The following is a 17,381-nucleotide window of genomic DNA, read 5'->3' on the forward strand; positions in this document are numbered from 1 at the left end:
GCTTTGCTCAAGCATCCTGCGACCTCCCGCCTCTTGGCAGACGCTGTGTCACGTCTACCTAATAGAAGACGACGCGAGAGGAGACTGCGATGAGTCTGGAAGAGAAGCGCAAAGATCTGGATGGTGAGAAGCAAAAGCGCCTGCTGACACGGCTGGTGGAGGAGTTGAGCCAATCTGATCCTGACCTTTACTACCGCTCCACCAGTGAGGTGGCGATGCAGATCGAGGGGCTGATCGGCCGCGCTGGCCGATTGAGCCTTGAGGATCGTCAGTTGCTGTCCCGCCTCAGCCGCCGCGATATAGAGGTGTTGTTGAGTTTGCACTGAGGACATCAGCGCGAGCCGCGCCTGACCCTGGGTGGGCGCAAAAAAGCTCAGAACGCTAGCGAGCCCTCACAACTCGGATGCCACTTGTATCTCTCGATACATCGCAAACGCGCCCTCCCTTGGGGAGGGTCGGGCGCGGCACGGGCTGACACCCGCGCAAGGGCACCAGAAACAAAAAAGGGCGCCGCAGCGCCCTTCCCTATCAGGTCAGATCATGTTCCGGCGCCTTGCCGGACGGGGCGCGGTAGGGCCGCGTCACATCACGCAGCAACACTTCCAGCGCCTCAACCTCCAGCCGGATGCCGCCATCACCCGCCAACACCAACTCAAGCACGCCATTGGCGTCCTCACCCGCAGTCCAGTTGATCGACAACAGCGACAGGATCATCTCTTTGTCGCTGCGATCAATCCCTTGGGACGCCACACGCTGCACGTTTTCAATGACAAGGATCGACTGAACCCGCTCCGCTCCGTGACGATCCCGGCCACCATCTTCCCAGCGGAAGCGGTTGAGCAGCAGCGCAAAACGCCGCTCTGCCGCCTGCCAGCGCATTTCCGAAATCGGGAACACCGCATCCTGCGCCAGTGCCGACAACACCTTCAGATCATCGCCGTCAAAGGCGCCAAGGTTCAGGGGTTTTTCCCCACCATCTTCAAAACGTGCGTCGTCCTGCATCAGCCTTTTACCCGCTCAATCTTGGCACCGAGGGCGCCCAGTTTCTCTTCGACCCGCTCATAGCCGCGATCCAGATGGTAGACGCGGTTGACGATCGTTTCACCCTCTGCCGCCAAACCCGCCAGAATAAGCGAAACTGATGCACGCAGATCCGTCGCCATGACCGGCGCACCTTTCAGGCGTTCAACCCCATGCACGGTGGCCGTGCCACCCTGCACCTCAATCGAGGCCCCCATGCGCATCAGTTCCGGTGCGTGCATGAAGCGATTTTCAAAGATTTTCTCCTCAAGCACAGCAGTGCCCTCGGCAGTGCACATCAACGCCATCATTTGCGCCTGCAGGTCCGTGGGGAAACCAGGGAAAGGTTCGGTCACAACATCCACCGCCGTCACACGGCCATTGCGACGGGCGACCTTCAGACCTTTTTCGGTCTCTTCCACCGAAATACCTGCCGCATCCAGTTTTTCACAGAAGGCTGCCAGCAAATCGATTCGCCCGCCCAACAGCTCCACTTCACCGCCACAAATCGCAGGGGCCAGCATGTAGGTCCCCAGTTCGATTCGGTCGGTCACAACGGGGTGCGTGGCGCCATGCAGGCGATCCACGCCCTGAATGGTGATGGTCGATGTGCCCTCACCTTCAATCTGCGCGCCCATTTTGCGCAGGCAGTGGACCAGATCCACAATCTCAGGCTCACGCGCGGCGTTTTTCAGCACTGTAGTACCCTTGGCCAGCGTCGCGGCCATCACCACGTTTTCCGTCGCACCAACAGAGGCGAATCGCAACTCATGCGTCGCGCCCTTCAGACCACCGGGGGCCTTGGCGTGCAGGTAGCCGTCTTTCAGCTCAATCTCAGCCCCCAGCGCCTCCAGCGCCGTGATGTGCAGGTCCATCGGGCGCGCGCCAATCGCACAGCCACCGGGCAGCGACACGATCGCCTCATGTTCACGTGCCAAGAGCGGGCCCAGAACAAGGTTCGACGCACGCATTTTACGAACGATTTCATAATCTGCCTTGGTCGTCGCAATGGTGTGGCTGGACAATGCCAGCACCTGACCATCCTGCATCGATGTCACTTCGGCGCCCAGTGAACGCAGCAGTTCAGACATCGTGGCAATGTCCGAAAGGCGCGGCGCATTGGTCAGCGTCAGCGGCTCATCGCTGAGCAGCGTGGCCGGCATCAGGGTCAGACAGGCATTTTTAGCCCCCGCAATGGGGATGCTGCCATTCAATGGGCCGTTACCCGTTACAATAATTGAATCCATAAAATCTGCCCCTTACTCGTTTTCGGCGTCTGTCGTTGGCTTGTGGCGATGGGCCTGCCCGCTAAAACGCGCCTGAGGCTCTGCACCCTCCGACTCATCTCCGGCGGACCGCGCCTTTGCCTGTGACTTCCGACGGGCCATATTGGCCTTTAGCGCGACCTTCAATCGGTCCTCGCGCGCATCTTGTTTTTTTGGCGATGTGTTGCTGTTTGATTTCTGCTGCATGAAAGTTTCTTACATGAGGGCGAAAAAACCGTCCACTACCCCCTTGCGCCCGGAATCTTGTTTGGCTAAAAGCCGCCACACAGTCGAGACGGACACAACCAACCGACTGCCGGTCGCTGCTGTAGCTCAGAGGTAGAGCACTCCCTTGGTAAGGGAGAGGTCGAGAGTTCAATTCTCTCCAGCAGCACCATATTTATTTTCCACGCCTGAAAACGCCCCTAAAGCCTTGAATGGCAAGGTTGTTTTGGGTGTTCTAGCTCCCTCATTTCGATGGTAAGAAAATCCTTCTGTAAACGCCAATCTGAGTAGCGTTAGAGGTGGTCGCGGAAATTTGGACCAGTCGTTAAGGTGGATCGCATGAAGAAAGTGACGATCCAAAATGAAGAAAAGAAAGAACCATTCGCCTGAGTTCAAAGCCAAGGTTGCGCTTGAAGCGATCCGCGAGGAGATGACGCTGACGGAACTGTCCAAGAAATATGGCGTTCACCCCACGCTGTCTGACGTCAGCCCTTCTGGGACCAAATAGGGTCATTTGCTAAGAGAGTGTTTGTCGCTCATCGTCACCACCGAGGAGTGGAAAATGAGAAAGCCAACGAAGAGCCCCGGCGAGAAGATCGTCAAAGACATCAAGCGCGCGACACGCAAGCAATATTCCAGCGAAGAGAAGATCCGGATTGTGCTGTATGGGCTGCGCGGCGAGGACAGCATTGCAGAGCTGTGCCGCCGGGAGGGCATATCCCAGGGTCTGTACTACAAATGGTCGAAGGACTTTATGGAAGCTGGCAAGAAGCGTCTGGCTGGCGATACTGCGCGGGCTGCGAACACAGACGAAGTGAAGGAACTGCGCCGTGAAGCCAAGGATCTCAAAGAGGTCGTCGCTGAACAGACGCTCGAGCTGCGTCTTCTCAAAAAAAAGCATGCTCGGGGATGGGGACGACCACGAATGAGGTATGCTGCATCTGAGAAGCTGGAGATCATTCGCCTGGTCGAGGAAAGCCATCTGTCAGCGCGTCGGACACTGGCTAAACTGGGCATCCCCCGCACCACATTCTACCGCCCCCTCTCGGCAGATTTGCCGTGCAAATCGCCTGCCGGGCAATGGGATACGACCAGTATCTGCAGCGTGGTAAGGCTGGTTTGCAGGATCGATCTCCCAAGCCCAATCACGTTTGGAACCGCGTTCCCGTCGAAGTGAAGCGCAAGGTTGTCGATCTGGCACTGCAGGAGACGGAACTGTCACCACGCGAGTTGGCCGTGACGTTCACCGATCAAGAACGCTACTTTGTCTCGGAAACCACAGTATATCGCACGCTCAAGGCGCATGACCTGATCACCAGCCCAGCCTTCATCGTGCTCAAGGCTGCCAATGAGTTCCAGCACAAGACGACGGCCATCAACCAGCTTTGGCAGACCGACGTCACCTATATTAAGGTAATCGGCTGGGGCAGGTTCTATCTCAGCACGGTCCTCGACGATGACAGCCGCTACATCATCTCCTGGAAGCTCTGCACGACCATGCGGGCTGAAGATGTGACCGACACGCTGGACTTGGCATTGCAGGTATCCGGCTGCGGCCAGGTGCATGTCGTTCACAAGCCACGTTTGCTGAGCGACAACGGATCAAGTTACGTCTCAGGGGATCTGGCTGAGTGGCTGCAGGACAAGGGCATGAAGAACTCGCGCGGTGCGCCATATCATCCACAAACGCAGGGCAAAATCGAACGATGGCATCAAACCCTGAAGAACCGCATCCTGCTGGAAAACTACTTCTTGCCGGGTGATCTCGAAGCACAGATCGAAGCCTTCGTCGACCACTACAACTACCAGCGCTATCACGAGAGCATCAACAACGTCACACCCGCCGACGTCTACTTCGGGCGCGACAAAGACATTCTGAAACAAAGGGAAAGGATCAAACAAAAGACATTCGAAGCGCGACGCTTGCATCACCGCAAACACGCCGCATAATCAAGCCAAACAGATGAGCCAAACTCTCTCTTAGTTCAGGCCGCCTTTGGTTCCACAAACTCTGACGACGGACATGCTGGAGTTCAAGACATCCCTTAACCGGTGGGTGAGAGGTTACCGAGCCAAACCGAGATGTCATTCTCATGGTCAGGATCAAATCCATAGATCAAAGCGACCACATCTCCATCAAGCGAAATCGCACCGATTTCGTCTGGATATTCCGATGTGGAATAGACGCTAAACGAAAGCCGCCCCTCAAGTTCATCGGCGGACAGCGGCACGCCTTCTGCGTCAGTCAGCAAGATAATTTCGCTGTCACTAGCCGTCGCGGAAGACTCGAAGCCATAAATATTAACCGGCGCCCCTGATGCGCCACCACTTACCACAACTTCAAACTGGTCTTTTCCGTCACTTTCTCCAAGCGAAGGATCAACATATCGGCTGCCATTGGAGAGGGTGTCGCCTGCATCGCCGCGCAGCGTATCATCTCCCGAACCGCCATTGAGCCAGTCTGGCGAATTGGTTCCATCCGCGTCAACTCCGCTAACAAAATCGTTCCCACGCCAACCGTAGATCTCGTCGCTTCCACCATTTCCTTCTACGTAGTCGTTGCCAGGGCCAGCACTAATTGTGTCGTCGCCACTGCTGCCTAGCAGCGTGTCATCTCCATCAAAGTGCCCGGACTCGTTTGGCAACAAGTTACCTACCCATCCACTTCCCGAGGCATTTGAAATATTGACCCCAAGCACAACAGCAACTACTTGGTCATACACAATAACCTGATATCCTGGCCCGTCTTCAAGTGCTTCTGTTCGCAGATTGCCAGCATCTACGCTTGTCAGTTCTTCCGGACTCAGAAGTTCGCCACTGGCGGTGACAAAGTTAATTTTTTCGTAGAATGCCTTGTCTCCAACGCCTGAGACAGGTCTTTCAAATGGTTCACCGTTCTGAAAATCTTGAATTACTACGGGTGTCGCCCCTGGGGTAGCAACGGTGATGTCGAACTTATCCAGACCTTCGCCTCCGACCAGCGTGTCGCCATCACCACCCCACAACCTATCATCTCCCGCGCCGCCATTAATGGCGTCTGATTCAGACAGGTTTTCGTCCACCGCTGATAGAAAATCATTTCCTTCGTTGCCATATATAGTGTCTTCGCCCGCGTTTGCTTCGGCAAAGTCATTGCCTTGGCCGGCAACGATTAAGTCGGCACCAGAGCCCCCATAAAGTGAGTCATTCCCGTTACCACCCCGCAAATTGTCAGAGCCTTCTTGGCCAAAAACTTGATCATCTCCAGCCCCGCCGTAGACAGTATCATCACCTGCTCCGGCTTGAAGCAGGTCCGCTCCGTCGAACCCCAACAGTACGTCCGCCCCATTGGAGCCAGTAATACTATCATTGGCCGAACTACCGTCGCTGGAATCTGGATTGTCAGATGATCCTTCGTCTTCATCGGTGGTTTCAAGCAGGGTTTCAGCTGCCAAGTAGCCAACCAGCCATGTTAACGCTATTCCGAGGATGCTCATCGTAATCACCGTTAAAGGGAATGCTTTGTAAAAAAATGTGGAGCGGCTAAGAGCGCCGCTCCCTGCCAATCTTAGAAGATAAAGTTGGAACTGTCTTCCAGCAAATTCGTCTATAGATTGTTTCCATCTCCGTTAAAACAGCAACCACCCGTCACACCTGAAATTGAAACAGAGTACATAACGGTTGTGAACCGCGCCGGGTTTGCCGGAGGTTGATTTGTCTTAGTTACGCGGTCATGTCTGATGTTTCCAGAGCAGCGTAGAAGTTCGCTTCGGCTTCTGCTGGCGGGATATTCCCAATGAGACGTGATCACCTCAATTTCGCGCGGCGCGTGCTTGACAGGTCCCCCCCATTTTGACATTCACCGTACCTGTGATCGGTTCCGTGAAGGCCCAAGGCCGGGCGGAAGAAATAGGGAACACGGTGAGGTGTAGCCATTAGGCGCCAAATCCGTGACTGCCCCCGCAACTGTGAGCGGCGAGCAACGCTGAGAAACGCCACTGGGACATGCAACCATGCGCCCGGGAAGGCCAGCCAAGCCATGACCCGCAAGTCAGGAGACCTGCCGGACACAAGTCGATGGGAGGTTTTGCCCATTGAGCTTTCAACCGGACGCCGGGGTGCGCGTCTGGCACGGCGGTTCCGCAAGAACAATCCGCGCCATTTGTCCCCGTTGTTCATTCCTGATTGCAGGGCCTTCATCCTGCTATTGTCGAATGAGGACGATATGAAATTGATGTCTCTGGTCGCCGCTGCGGCCATTTCACTGCCTATGACTGCTTCGGCACACTTCCTGTTGCACCACACAGACAACGTTCTGATTGATCGTCCCGGTGATGTGCCGATGGGCCTGATCTTCTGGCACCCGCTGGAAAACGGCCATGTCATGGACATGGAGAAACCGGAAGAATTCTACATGATCCACAACGGTGAAAAGACCGACCTGATGGACCGTGTTGCCCCCGCTACCTTTAAGGGCAAAGACAACGAAGCTGCCGCGTTCACCGCATCGGTTCCGGTTAAGCGTTCGGGCGACTACGTCGTGATCACCAAACCCGCGCCTTATTATGAGGAAAGCGAAGATATCTACATCCAGCAGATCACCAAATCGGTGCTGAACCGCAACGCGCTGCCCACTGATTGGGACCAGCCCGTTGGTCTGCCGACAGAGATTCTGCCGCTGAACAAACCCTATAACGTCATCGTCGGTTCCACCTTCTCGGGTGTTGTGCTGTCCGAAGGCAAACCGGTTGCCGGCGCTGAGATCGAGATCGAATTCATGGCCGCTGAGCCCGATCTGGAGGCGTTTGCCACCACCGAGTCGACTGTTCAGCCGATGGCCGGTGGGTCGATTGTCGCGATCACCGATGAAAAAGGTGTCTTCACCTTTGGTATCCCGACCGCAGGTCACTGGGGTTTTGCCGCGCTGGGGTCCGGTCCTGTGACCGAACACAAAGGCAAAGAGCTGAGCCAGGACGCCGTCCTGTGGATTCACGCCACCGAGCTCAAGTAAATCTGAGCTGAAATAAGGAAGCAGACCCGATGCATATCGTTGATGGCGCATTGTCAAACCCGGTTGTGATCGGCGGCGCGGTTGCCGCGGTCGGCGGTATTGCGATGGGACTGCGCAACCTGCCGCTGGAACGTATTCCGGCGGCGGGTGTCCTTTCGGCCAGCTTTTTTGTGGCCTCTCTTATTCACGTGCCGATCGGCCCCAGTTCGGTTCACCTGATCCTGAACGGTCTGGCTGGTCTGGTACTGGGCTGGGCTGCCTTCCCTGCCCTCTTTGTGGGACTATTGTTGCAGGCGGTCTTCTTCGGCTTCGGTGGCCTTACCGTGTTGGGCGTTAATGCCGTGAACATCGCACTGCCTGCGGTGCTGGTCGGCCTTGCCTTCCGCCCGATGGTGGCCCGCGGTACGCCTATGCAGGGGGCGATCTGGGGTGGTATTGGCGGTGGTCTGGCGATTGCGGCAACCACGCTGGCCGTTGCCTTGTCCTTGGCGCTGACCGGCGATGAGTTTCTTCTGGCGGCCAAACTTGTCTTCTTTGCCCATATTCCCGTCATGGCGATTGAGGCATTCCTGACCGGTGCTGCCGTGTTGCTGGCCCGTCGGGTGAAACCTGAATTGTTTATCAATACCCCTGCGGGAGGCCTGTCATGATCCGTACCAAACTCCTTGCCCTGACTGTTTCCGCCACCCTGATGGCCCCCCTGCCAGCACTGGCGCACAAGGTGATCTCCTCCGTTTTCCCTTCCGGCGACGCGATCGAGGGCGAGGTCGGATTTTCCAACGGTGATATGGCCGTGGATCTGCAAATCGATGTCTTTGACGAAGCGGGCACAAAACTGGGCGAAGCCCGCACCGACGCGGACGGCTTTTTCATCTATACCCCTACCAAACCCGTCACCCACATCTTTCGCGGTGATCTTGGTGCAGGTCATGTAGCCGAAATCACTATGCCCGCCGAAGACGTTGCCGACATCATGGGCGTCGCCGCCGAGGCAAGCCCAGCGGTAGCCAGCACCGCCGCAGCCACAGCCGCTCCTGCAACCGCGCTGTCGCAAGACACAGAGGCGGCAATCGCCGAAATGCTACGCCGTGAATTGCGCCCTCTGCGTCAGGAAATCACCGCGCTGAAAAACGAAACAAACTTCCAGTCCATCCTTGGCGGGATCGGCTATATCGTCGGGCTGTTTGGACTTGGCTTCTATATCGCGGCCCGCCGCCAGATCGGGGGCAAATAATGGCACACGCGCTGACACCGGATCACAACACCCCATATGGTTTGAGCGTGCTCAACCCCAAGGTTGCGCTGCTTGATCCGCGTCTGCGCATTGTGCTGACCGCCCTCTTTGCGGTAGTAGTCGTGGCCCTGTCGAACATGGCCGCCCTAACCGTGGCACTGGGTCTATCGGCGCTGCTGCTGCTGCGATCTGGCCTGCCTTTGGGCAAAACCCTGAAACGCATGGCGATGATGGACAGTTTCATCATCTTTATGCTGATCCTACTGCCCTTCACTATGCCCGGCACACCGATTTTCATCCTTTGGGGGATAGAGGCCAGCTGGGAAGGCCTATGGCGCGCGTTTGAGATTGGCCTGACCGCCAATGCCGTCATCCTGATGGTGTTAACTCTTACTGGCACGATGGAGCCGGTCACGCTGGGACATGCGTTGCTTGCACTGAAAACCCCCGAGCGGCTGGTACATCTGATCATGTTCACCATACGCTACATCGACGTGCTGCGCGAAGAATACCTGCGCCTGCGCACCTCGATGAAACTGCGCGGCTTCCGCCCTGGCACCAACCTGCACACCTATCGCAGCTTCGGCTATCTGGTTGGCATGATGCTGGTACGGGCTATGGAACGATCCGAACGTATTCTCGCCGCTATGAAATGTCGTGGCTTTTCCGGCCGTATCATCCTGCTGGAAGAGTTCCGTCTGCGCCGCAATGATGTGGTGTTTGGTGCCCTCTTCCTGCTTGCCCTGACTGGGTTGATCCTGATCGAGGTCATTTATGGCGCTGCTTGAGCTGAACGATATTCATTTCGCCTACCCTGGAGCGGACCCGATCCTGGCCGGTGCCTCCATGCAGCTGGAAGCGGGCGAACGGCTGTCGATTGTCGGCCCCAATGGCGCAGGGAAATCCACTCTGCTGAAAATCATCATGGGCCTTCTGCCCCCCAGCAGTGGCCAGGTGAGTGCCTTTGGCAGCCCCTGTCGGGTCGAGGCCGATTTTCAGGATGTGCGTCGCCGCGTCGGACTGGTTTTTCAGGACGCTGACGATCAACTGTTCTGTCCCACCGTGGCCGAAGACATCGCCTTTGGGCCACTGAACCTCGGCAAGTCCAAGGAGGAGGCACTGGCCATTGTGGACCGCGTGCTCAATCAAATCGGGCTGATGCGCCTGCGGGATCGGGTGACGCACAAACTGTCAGGTGGCGAAAAGCGTCTGATCTCCCTTGCCGCCGTGCTGGCGATGGAGCCTGAAGTGCTGATTTTGGACGAACCGACCAACGCGCTTGATCCTGACAACTACGCCCGCCTGATCAACATTCTGGAAGGGCTGGATCAATCTATTCTGCTGGTCAGCCACGACCCCGAGTTTCGCACCCGCATCGCACCTGCTGGCTACCAACTTGCAGAGGCGCAGCTAACGCGGATCTAAACCTGATCCGGTCACCCCTCGCACTGGTCTCTCCCGATAGGCGAAGTATTTCGCCCGTGACGAGCATCACCGCTTGCTGCATCGCCGCCGCCCCCCTAGCCTGCGCATGAAGAAGAGGGAGGGATCGCATGACGCCGTTCATATTTAACACCACAAAATCAGTGGTTTTCGAGGCAGGTGCCGCAGCGCGGCTGGATGCTTTGGCGGGCGCTTTGCTGGGGCCACGTATCTTGGTCATCACGGATTCGGCGCTGCGCCAATTGGGGCTATTGGATTCAGCACTGGCAGCCCTGCAGGCTGCGGGCCATGAGGTGGTCATTTTCGATGCCGTAGAAGCGGACCCGTCCCGCGCAACACTGATGACCGCCGTAGAGGCAGGCCGCGACGCACATGTGACTGGAGTGCTGGGCTTCGGCGGCGGCTCCCCGATGGATGTCGCAAAACTGGCGGCGCTGCTACTGGGATCAAATGAGGATCTGGATCAGGCATGGGGCGTTGCGCAGGCCAAGGGCCCACGCCTGCCACTGGTTTTAGTGCCAACCACGGCCGGAACAGGATCAGAGGTGACGCCGGTTGCGATCATCACCGTCGGCGATGAAGAAAAGCGCGGCGTGTCCTCGTCAGTGATTCTGCCGGATATGGCGGTTCTGGACGCAGATCTGACGCTGGGCCTGCCCGGTCACATCACCGCAGCCACTGGCGTCGACGCGATGGTGCATGCGATTGAGGCCTACGCCTCCACCTCCGCCAATAACAATCCCCTATCGAAAATGCTGGCCCGCGAGGCCCTGCGCTTGCTTGGTGCGAATATCGAAGCCGCAGTGGCCGACGGCCAGAACCGCGACGCACGCGGCGCAATGCTTCTGGGATCGATGCTGGCGGGTCAGGCCTTTGCCAATTCACCCGTCGCAGCGGTACATGCGCTGGCCTATCCGATCGGTGGCACCTTCCATGTACCACACGGGCTATCCAACGCACTGGTCCTGCCCCACGTGCTGCGCTTCAACGCGCCCGATGCCTATGAGGTCTACGCCGAAATCGCCGCCGATGCCTTCCCGCATCTGGCAGACGTACCCGGCGCACAGGCCCGTTGCGCTGCATTGATCGAGGCGCTGGAGGATCTGGCAAAACGCCTGAGCATGAAAACCCGCCTGCGTGATGTAGGCATCCCCAAAGGCGCCCTGCCCAAGATGGCCGCCGACGCAATGCTGCAACAGCGTCTGCTGGTGAACAATCCACGCATGGTCAGCGAAGAGGACGCGCTGAACATCTACACTGCCGCTTGGTAAGAAAGAGAACGATGAGCACACAAAATCGTGGCACCCGCGCCGACTACGTGGATTTCTACCCCCTGCAAACCCGTTGGAATGACAATGATGTCTACGGCCACATGAACAATGTGGTGCATTATGCGCTGTTTGACACGGCGGTGAACGGCTGGCTGATGGACCGCGGCCTGCTGGATCCGCACACATCCACCACCATCGGACTGGTGGTGGAAACAGGCTGCAAATATTTCGCGGAAATGGCCTTCCCCGACCAGATCACCGCCGGGTTGCGCGTGGCACATCTGGGGACCAGTTCGATCAGCTATGAACTGGGCCTTTTCCGCAATGAGGAGGAGCAGGCGTCAGCAGAAGGGCGTTTCGTGCATGTCTACGTCGACCGCGCCAGCCGCCGCCCTGCCCCAATTGAAGGTGAGCGGCGCGAGGCGTTTCAGGCGCTGATGCGAGGCTAGCCCAAATAGGGCGCGGCACTGGCCCTTAGATCAACCTGCGCCCTTAACCGTGTCGCCAGCAACGCCAGACCGCCAAGCTTTCGCTGCACATACAGCACATCCATCTCCACAGGGGGCGGGGTCAATCCATCCTCGAACAGGGCCATGCCCTCAGCCTGCAGGTGTTTCGAGAGTGTCGTGTCGGCAAAATCGAACCTCGCCCCCACCCCAGCACTGCGCAGCGCCTGAAAGGTCAGCCGCATCATCGCCTCAACACGGGCGCGATGGTCCGCTGCCATTGTGTCGTCGATAAACCCCAGTTTGGCAGCGGCAGCGATCGCTGTGTCATCCTGCCCCTGAAACGCTGCGCACAACAGGCCACGGTAGCCCTGAACCACCTCTGGCGCGATGCCCCGCGTGGCGCCGAAATCCAACAGCACAACACGCGCCTGCGCTGCATCATAAAGGAAGTTGGCAAAATTCGGATCGCTCTGCATCTGACCGGAGTGGAACAGTTCGGCAAAGAACAGGTCAAACAGATCACGCATCACCTTATTTCGCCGCTCTGGTGGGGCGTTTTCCAGTGTCTCTATCGGATGCCCAACGGCATAATCCATCGCCAGCACCTGCGCCGTGGACCAATCAGCATGATACGCTGGCACATGAAAAGCATCGCGGCACGCAAGTTTGGGTAACCAGTCACGGTAGGTGCTCAGGGCTGCGGCTTCACGCTGATAGTCCACCTCTTCATGCAACTGGGCACGTGCCGCTGCCAGATAGGGCATAATGTCAAAAGCGGGTGGTAGGACCCGCGTGCGCCGCAAGAGCGCACCGACATTGGCCACATCACTGTCGATACTGGCGGCGACACCAGGGTATTGTACCTTGATTGCCAGATCGCGCCCATCGCGAAGCCGGGCGCGGTGCACCTGCCCGATGGACGCCGCTGCAACAGGCCGCACATCAAAACGGCTGAACTGGCGCTGCCAACCGGAGCCCCACGCCGCGTTCAACACCTGCTTTAACTGCGCGGGCGGCATGAAATGCGCCTGATCGCGCAGACGCGATAGGATCACGGTGGCCTCTGCTGGCAGGACATCCCCAGCCTCCATTGAGATCAGCTGTCCAATCTTCATCGCCGCGCCGCGCATCTGGGCCAGCTCACGCGTCAGGCGTTCTATGTTGGCAGGCGTTAAAACCAGATCACCAAGCGATCGGCGATCCCCAGACAACGCGCTGCGCAGGCCTTGATAGGCCACAGACCCCGCCACCTGCCCCGCCAAACCGCCCATCCGCGCCAATCGGTGCAAACGCCCCGCAGGCACAGCGACCGCGCGGGGGCGCTGTTTGTCATCCTTTGGCATCGACTGCCCGCTCCTGATCTTCCTATGCACACTGGCCAGCTAGACGGATTTACCGACGCGTCAACAGCCTCAGAACGTAAAACGCCGCCCCGAGAGGCAGCGTTTTCTGTTTCAGCAAGACAAGGTCAGCGCCTAGGCGGCCGCCCATTCCCACGGACGGGTGTAGGCCCCCAGAACGTGGCCCACCTCATCGTCATGAACAACGCCGGTGCGTTCGACCTGCGCGATCAGGCCGCGCTTCTTGTCGTCGATCACATGGACCACCTTTGCGTTCAGCTTCGCCTCATCCAAAGCATTGTTGTAAATGCGGATAATGGCCTGTTTGCGCAGGTCAGGTTTGAATACCTTGCCCACAGCCGTTTTCGGCAATTCTGGCATCACGTCGATATGCTTGGGGATCGCGGCACGTTCGTGCACATGAATCTTGGCGTGTTTCATCAACTCTTCGGCGGTGGTGGTGGCACCTTCGACCAGTTCGACATAGGCGCAAGGCACCTCACCCGCGTGGGCGTCAGGTTGACCGATTGCGCCGGCAACGGCCACATCATGGTGCTGCATCAGCGCTTCTTCGATCTCTGCCGGGTCGATGTTGTGACCGCCGCGGATGATCAGATCCTTGGCACGGCCCGTGATCCAAACGTAGCCCTCTGCGTCCACGCGACCCAGATCACCAGTGCGCAAGTACTTGCCGTGGTGGTAGAGGCCTTCGTTCTTGTTCGCCTCGGTGTAGGTGTTGCCCGCAAACACGCCCGGGTTTGACACACAGATCTCCCCGATCTCATCAGCACCACACTCTACCGGTTCGCCGTTTACCTCCTTGAAGATCCGCACATCGCTATAGGGCAGCCGCACGCCGACCGAGCCAACCTTCTTGGCGCCGGTGGGCGGGTTCACGGACACCAGACAGGTCGCTTCGGTCAGGCCGTAACCTTCGACGATATCCACGCCCGATACGTCAGCGAAACGGGTGAACAGTTCCATCGGCATCGGGGCCGAGCCGGAGAAGGCGGTTTTCACGGTAGAGATATCGGCATCCACCGGACGCTGCATCAGTGCCGACACAGCGGTAGGCACGGTGATGATGAAGGTGATTTTCCAACGTTCGACCAACTTCCAGAAGTTGTCGAAAACGCCATCGCCGCGATAACCTGCGGGGGTCGGGAAGACCACATGCGACCCGCCTTGAATCGCTGACATCGCAATCACGTGGCAGGCGAAAACGTGGAACATCGGCAGTGGGCAGATCACGTTGTCATCGGGGTTAAACAGCAGTGTGCCGCCCAGCCAACCGTTGTAGATCATGCCGGAATAGCGGTGCTGTGCCACCTTGGGCATACCCGTGGTGCCGCCGGTGTGGAAATAGGCCGCCACGCGATCACCTTTGGAATCCTCGAACGACAGGGTGGTCGGATACTTCTTGGCCGTCTTGTTAAAATCCAAAACATCCGCGTGATGGTTGCCAGGATTCTTGGGGCGGATCAGCGGCACGATCCAGGATTTCGGCGGCGTCAGATAACGGTTCAAATCCACCTCCAGCACGGTTGCAACGCTGGGAGCGTGGCGCACGGCTTCGGCGGTCTTTTCGGCCACATCTGTCTTCGGGAAGGCCTTCAGCGTCACAACAACCTTGGCGTTGGTTTCGCGCAGAATGGCGGCAATCTGCTCCGGTTCCAACAGCGGGTTGATCGGATTTACGATGCCAGCAATCGCACCGCCAAAGATGGTCAACAGCGTTTCATGAGCGTTCGGCATGATGCAGGCCACAACGTCTTCTTCGCCGACCCCCAGATCACGGAACATGTTGGCAACCTGACAGGAACGCGCATGCAGTTCGGTCCAGGTCAGCGTCTCTGCCTTGTCCTTCGGACCACTGGTCAGTTGAAAGGTCATGGCGTTACGGTTGCCATGGCGCTCTTTGGTCTGCGTCAGAAATTGGTAAAATGTGACCGGAACATCGCGTTCCTCCCACGGCATCTCGTTCTCAACAGCAAGCGTATCTGCAATCGAGGCAAAAGTCATTGGCGGTCCTCCCTTTGTGCCCCTTATGCGGAGCTATTCTTCCCTGACCGCAATGTGGAAGGGAAATTTGCTTTATACAAGGGAACTTTCGTCAGGGGGTGCAACGTCAGGCCCAGCCATTGCATCCCCTTTATGGCGATTGCCTGGCCTATAAATCCCTGCAATCACGGGGTATGGACACCGCACCAAAGCATAAGCGCGGCGCCCTCCTGCAGCGTCCTACGGCGCTTGACATAGCGCGTCAGGCTGCCTCGCCCCCCTCGGTGAACTGCAGTTTGGCCAGCTGCGCATAAAGGCCACCGGCGGCCACCAATTCATCATGGGTGCCTTGAGCCACAACGCGGCCTTCATCCATGACCACGATGCGGTCTGCCTTTTTCACCGTCGCCAGACGGTGGGCGACGATCAGCGTGGTGCGGGTTTTGGACAGTTCATCCACCGCCGCCTGAACCGCACGTTCGCTGGCAGCATCAAGGGCCGAGGTGGCCTCATCAAGCAGCAGCACCGGCGCATCACGCAGGATGGCACGGGCGATAGCGATACGTTGTTTCTGACCACCCGACAGCATCACACCGCGTTCCCCCACGTCGCTGCGATAGCCTTCGGGGAGTTTCACGATAAATTCATGCGCGGCGGCGGCTTTGGCGGCGGCCTCTACCTCTGCGTCCGTGGCATCAGGCCGACCAAAGCGGATGTTTTCCATCGCACTGGTGGCAAAAATCACCGGATCCTGCGGCACCAGCGCCATATGGGCACGAAAGTCACTGCGCGCCATGTCCTTTAGATCGACGCCATCCAGCAGGATACGGCCCTGTTGCGGGTCATAAAACCGCTGGATCATCTGGATGATGGTCGTCTTGCCTGCGCCCGACGGGCCAACGAAGGCAACGCTTTCGCCCGGTTTGATCTCCAGCGCCACCTGATCCAGTGCCGACACATCCGGCCGCGTTGGATAGCGGAAGCTGACTGTGTCAAAGGTGATCGCACCGCGAACCTCTGCCGGCAGCGCCTGAGCCGTGACAGGATCGACAACGCTGTCTTCGGCATTCAGCAATTCGACCAGACGTTCGGTCGCACCGGCAGCGCGTTGCAATTCGCCCCAAATCTCGGACAGGGCACCAACGGCACCGGCGACCATCACGGCGTAGATCACAAACTGCACCAATGCGCCTGCGCTCATCGCGCCACCGCGCACGTCATTGGCGCCGATCCACAAAACGCCAACCACGCCAGAAAAGACGAGGAAAATCACAATTATCGTCATCAATGCGCGCGTAGAGATCCGACGGCGCGCGGCGTCAAAACTGTGTTCAGTGACATCGGAGAAGTCGCGACGCACCGCGCTCTCATTGGTGAAGGCCTGAACGGTCTGCACGCTTTGCAACGCCTCGCTGGCATTGCCAGAGCTGACAGCGATCCAATCCTGATTTTCACGGCTTAGCGTGCGCAATTTGCGCCCCAGCACCAGAATAGGCACCACAACACCGGGCACGATCAGCAGAACCAGCCCCGTCAGCTTGGCCGAAGTGAGCAGCATCAGCACGAGCCCACCAAGAAAGATCAGGATATTGCGCAGCGCGATCGATATGGAGGAACCGATCACCGACAGGATCAGCGTGGTGTCGGTGGTGATCCGGCTAAGGACCTCGCCGGTCATAATGTTTTCAAAGAAAGCAGGCGACATACCGACCACACGGTCAAACACCGCTTTGCGGATGTCAGCCACGACCCGTTCCCCCAGACGTGTGACCAACATATAGCGCAGGCCCGTACCCACAGCCAACAGACCGGCAATCACCAATGCAGCGGTGAAATAGAGGTCCAGTAGCGCGCCATTTTCGACGTTGAAGTTATCGACCACCCGACGCACCGCCAAAGGCAGCGTCAGCGAGATCGCCGCCGTAAAGATCAGCGCCAGACCAGCCAGACCGACCAGCAGGCGGTAGGGGCGCAGGAAGGGCCACAGCTCACGCAATGCGCCCACGCGTTTGGATTTTTCGCGGTCTTCATCCACAGATACCGGTGCGCGCGCCATTTCCTGTCCTTCCGTCTCTTCGCGTCTGCGGTTTAAGCGAGGACAGCCCAACGGGCAAGCGCAGGAGGGGTATATAGGGTGCGGTCA

Annotated in this window: 15 protein-coding genes, 1 tRNA gene, 2 pseudogenes and 1 riboswitch; of the genes and pseudogenes, 11 read left to right on the plus strand and 7 right to left on the minus strand. The window is 58.1% G+C overall.

The genetic code is table 11. The features are described from left to right. Positions 1-89: 89 nt before the first annotated feature. On the plus strand, positions 90-326 hold the full coding sequence (locus MHM86_RS08170) for a hypothetical protein (RefSeq protein WP_239197803.1): 237 nt from the start codon (positions 90-92) through the stop codon (positions 324-326). 202 nt (positions 327-528) lie between these two features. On the opposite strand, the gene MHM86_RS08175 is transcribed toward MHM86_RS08170, so the two are convergent. Genes MHM86_RS08175 through MHM86_RS08185 form a run of 3 tightly spaced genes read right to left on the minus strand, consistent with a single transcriptional unit; the run spans position 529 to position 2,492 of the window. Further along, positions 529-1,002: a DUF2948 family protein gene (locus MHM86_RS08175; RefSeq protein ID WP_239197805.1), complete on the minus strand. Its 474-nt coding sequence runs from the start codon at positions 1,000-1,002 to the stop codon at positions 529-531. Further along, the gene (murA, locus tag MHM86_RS08180; protein ID WP_239197807.1) at positions 1,002-2,267 is read right to left on the minus strand and encodes a UDP-N-acetylglucosamine 1-carboxyvinyltransferase; all 1,266 of its coding nucleotides are present in this window, start codon (positions 2,265-2,267) and stop codon (positions 1,002-1,004) included. The genes MHM86_RS08175 and murA overlap by 1 nt, the downstream gene beginning before the upstream one ends. A gap of 12 nt (positions 2,268-2,279) precedes the next feature. Then, complete coding sequence (locus MHM86_RS08185; RefSeq protein ID WP_239197809.1) at positions 2,280-2,492, minus strand: hypothetical protein; 213 nt, start codon at positions 2,490-2,492, stop codon at positions 2,280-2,282. A 115-nt stretch (positions 2,493-2,607) separates the two neighbouring features. Between MHM86_RS08185 and MHM86_RS08190 the strand changes: the two genes are divergently transcribed. The 3 genes and pseudogenes from MHM86_RS08190 to MHM86_RS08200 all read left to right on the plus strand — a co-directional run bounded on the left by MHM86_RS08190 (position 2,608) and on the right by MHM86_RS08200 (position 4,460). Next, positions 2,608-2,682: transfer RNA gene (locus tag MHM86_RS08190), tRNA-Thr, on the plus strand. 189 nt (positions 2,683-2,871) lie between these two features. Further along, positions 2,872-2,988, plus strand: a pseudogene (locus tag MHM86_RS08195) (transposase); the annotation flags it as partial. Between the two features lie 84 nt (positions 2,989-3,072). After that, positions 3,073-4,460, plus strand: a pseudogene (locus tag MHM86_RS08200) (IS3 family transposase). A gap of 95 nt (positions 4,461-4,555) precedes the next feature. Here the strand turns inward: MHM86_RS08200 and MHM86_RS08205 are convergent. Further along, complete coding sequence (locus tag MHM86_RS08205) at positions 4,556-5,986, minus strand: calcium-binding protein (RefSeq protein WP_239197811.1); 1,431 nt, start codon at positions 5,984-5,986, stop codon at positions 4,556-4,558. A 361-nt stretch (positions 5,987-6,347) separates the two neighbouring features. Next, a riboswitch (cobalamin riboswitch) is annotated at positions 6,348-6,572 on the plus strand. A 142-nt stretch (positions 6,573-6,714) separates the two neighbouring features. Here MHM86_RS08205 and MHM86_RS08210 point away from each other — a divergent pair. From MHM86_RS08210 to MHM86_RS08240, 7 genes are all read left to right on the plus strand, one after another. Continuing rightward, the gene (locus tag MHM86_RS08210) at positions 6,715-7,500 is read left to right on the plus strand and encodes a DUF4198 domain-containing protein (RefSeq protein WP_239197813.1); all 786 of its coding nucleotides are present in this window, start codon (positions 6,715-6,717) and stop codon (positions 7,498-7,500) included. 29 nt (positions 7,501-7,529) lie between these two features. Then, entirely contained in the window at positions 7,530-8,150 is a 621-nt protein-coding gene (cbiM, locus tag MHM86_RS08215; RefSeq protein WP_239197815.1) for a cobalt transporter CbiM, read from the plus strand. After that, a complete protein-coding gene (locus MHM86_RS08220; protein ID WP_239197817.1) occupies positions 8,147-8,734 on the plus strand; it encodes a cobalt ABC transporter permease in 588 nt (195 codons plus the stop codon). Before cbiM ends, MHM86_RS08220 begins: the two co-directional genes overlap by 4 nt. Further along, positions 8,734-9,522, plus strand: a complete 789-nt coding sequence (gene cbiQ, locus MHM86_RS08225; RefSeq protein ID WP_239197819.1) for a cobalt ECF transporter T component CbiQ — start codon at positions 8,734-8,736, stop codon at positions 9,520-9,522. The genes MHM86_RS08220 and cbiQ overlap by 1 nt, the downstream gene beginning before the upstream one ends. Continuing rightward, complete coding sequence (locus MHM86_RS08230; RefSeq protein ID WP_239197821.1) at positions 9,509-10,159, plus strand: energy-coupling factor ABC transporter ATP-binding protein; 651 nt, start codon at positions 9,509-9,511, stop codon at positions 10,157-10,159. The genes cbiQ and MHM86_RS08230 overlap by 14 nt, the downstream gene beginning before the upstream one ends. A 128-nt stretch (positions 10,160-10,287) precedes the next feature. Beyond that, entirely contained in the window at positions 10,288-11,448 is a 1,161-nt protein-coding gene (locus tag MHM86_RS08235) for an iron-containing alcohol dehydrogenase (protein WP_239197823.1), read from the plus strand. Positions 11,449-11,459: 11 nt separating this feature from the next. Next, complete coding sequence (locus MHM86_RS08240) at positions 11,460-11,897, plus strand: thioesterase family protein (RefSeq protein ID WP_239197825.1); 438 nt, start codon at positions 11,460-11,462, stop codon at positions 11,895-11,897. On the opposite strand, the gene MHM86_RS08245 is transcribed toward MHM86_RS08240, so the two are convergent. From MHM86_RS08245 to MHM86_RS08255, 3 genes are all read right to left on the minus strand, one after another. Beyond that, positions 11,894-13,240: an AarF/ABC1/UbiB kinase family protein gene (locus MHM86_RS08245; RefSeq protein ID WP_239197827.1), complete on the minus strand. Its 1,347-nt coding sequence runs from the start codon at positions 13,238-13,240 to the stop codon at positions 11,894-11,896. The two genes, MHM86_RS08240 and MHM86_RS08245, sit on opposite strands and share 4 nt — an antisense overlap. A gap of 132 nt (positions 13,241-13,372) precedes the next feature. Next, entirely contained in the window at positions 13,373-15,259 is a 1,887-nt protein-coding gene (locus MHM86_RS08250; protein ID WP_239197829.1) for an acyl-CoA synthetase, read from the minus strand. A 241-nt stretch (positions 15,260-15,500) separates the two neighbouring features. Continuing rightward, positions 15,501-17,294, minus strand: coding sequence for an ABC transporter transmembrane domain-containing protein (locus MHM86_RS08255; RefSeq protein WP_239197831.1), 1,794 nt, complete (start codon positions 17,292-17,294; stop codon positions 15,501-15,503). Between the last annotated feature and the right edge of the window lie 87 nt (positions 17,295-17,381).

It is taken from the genome of Thalassobius sp. Cn5-15, assembly GCF_022347685.1.
Lineage (GTDB): Bacteria > Pseudomonadota > Alphaproteobacteria > Rhodobacterales > Rhodobacteraceae > Thalassobius.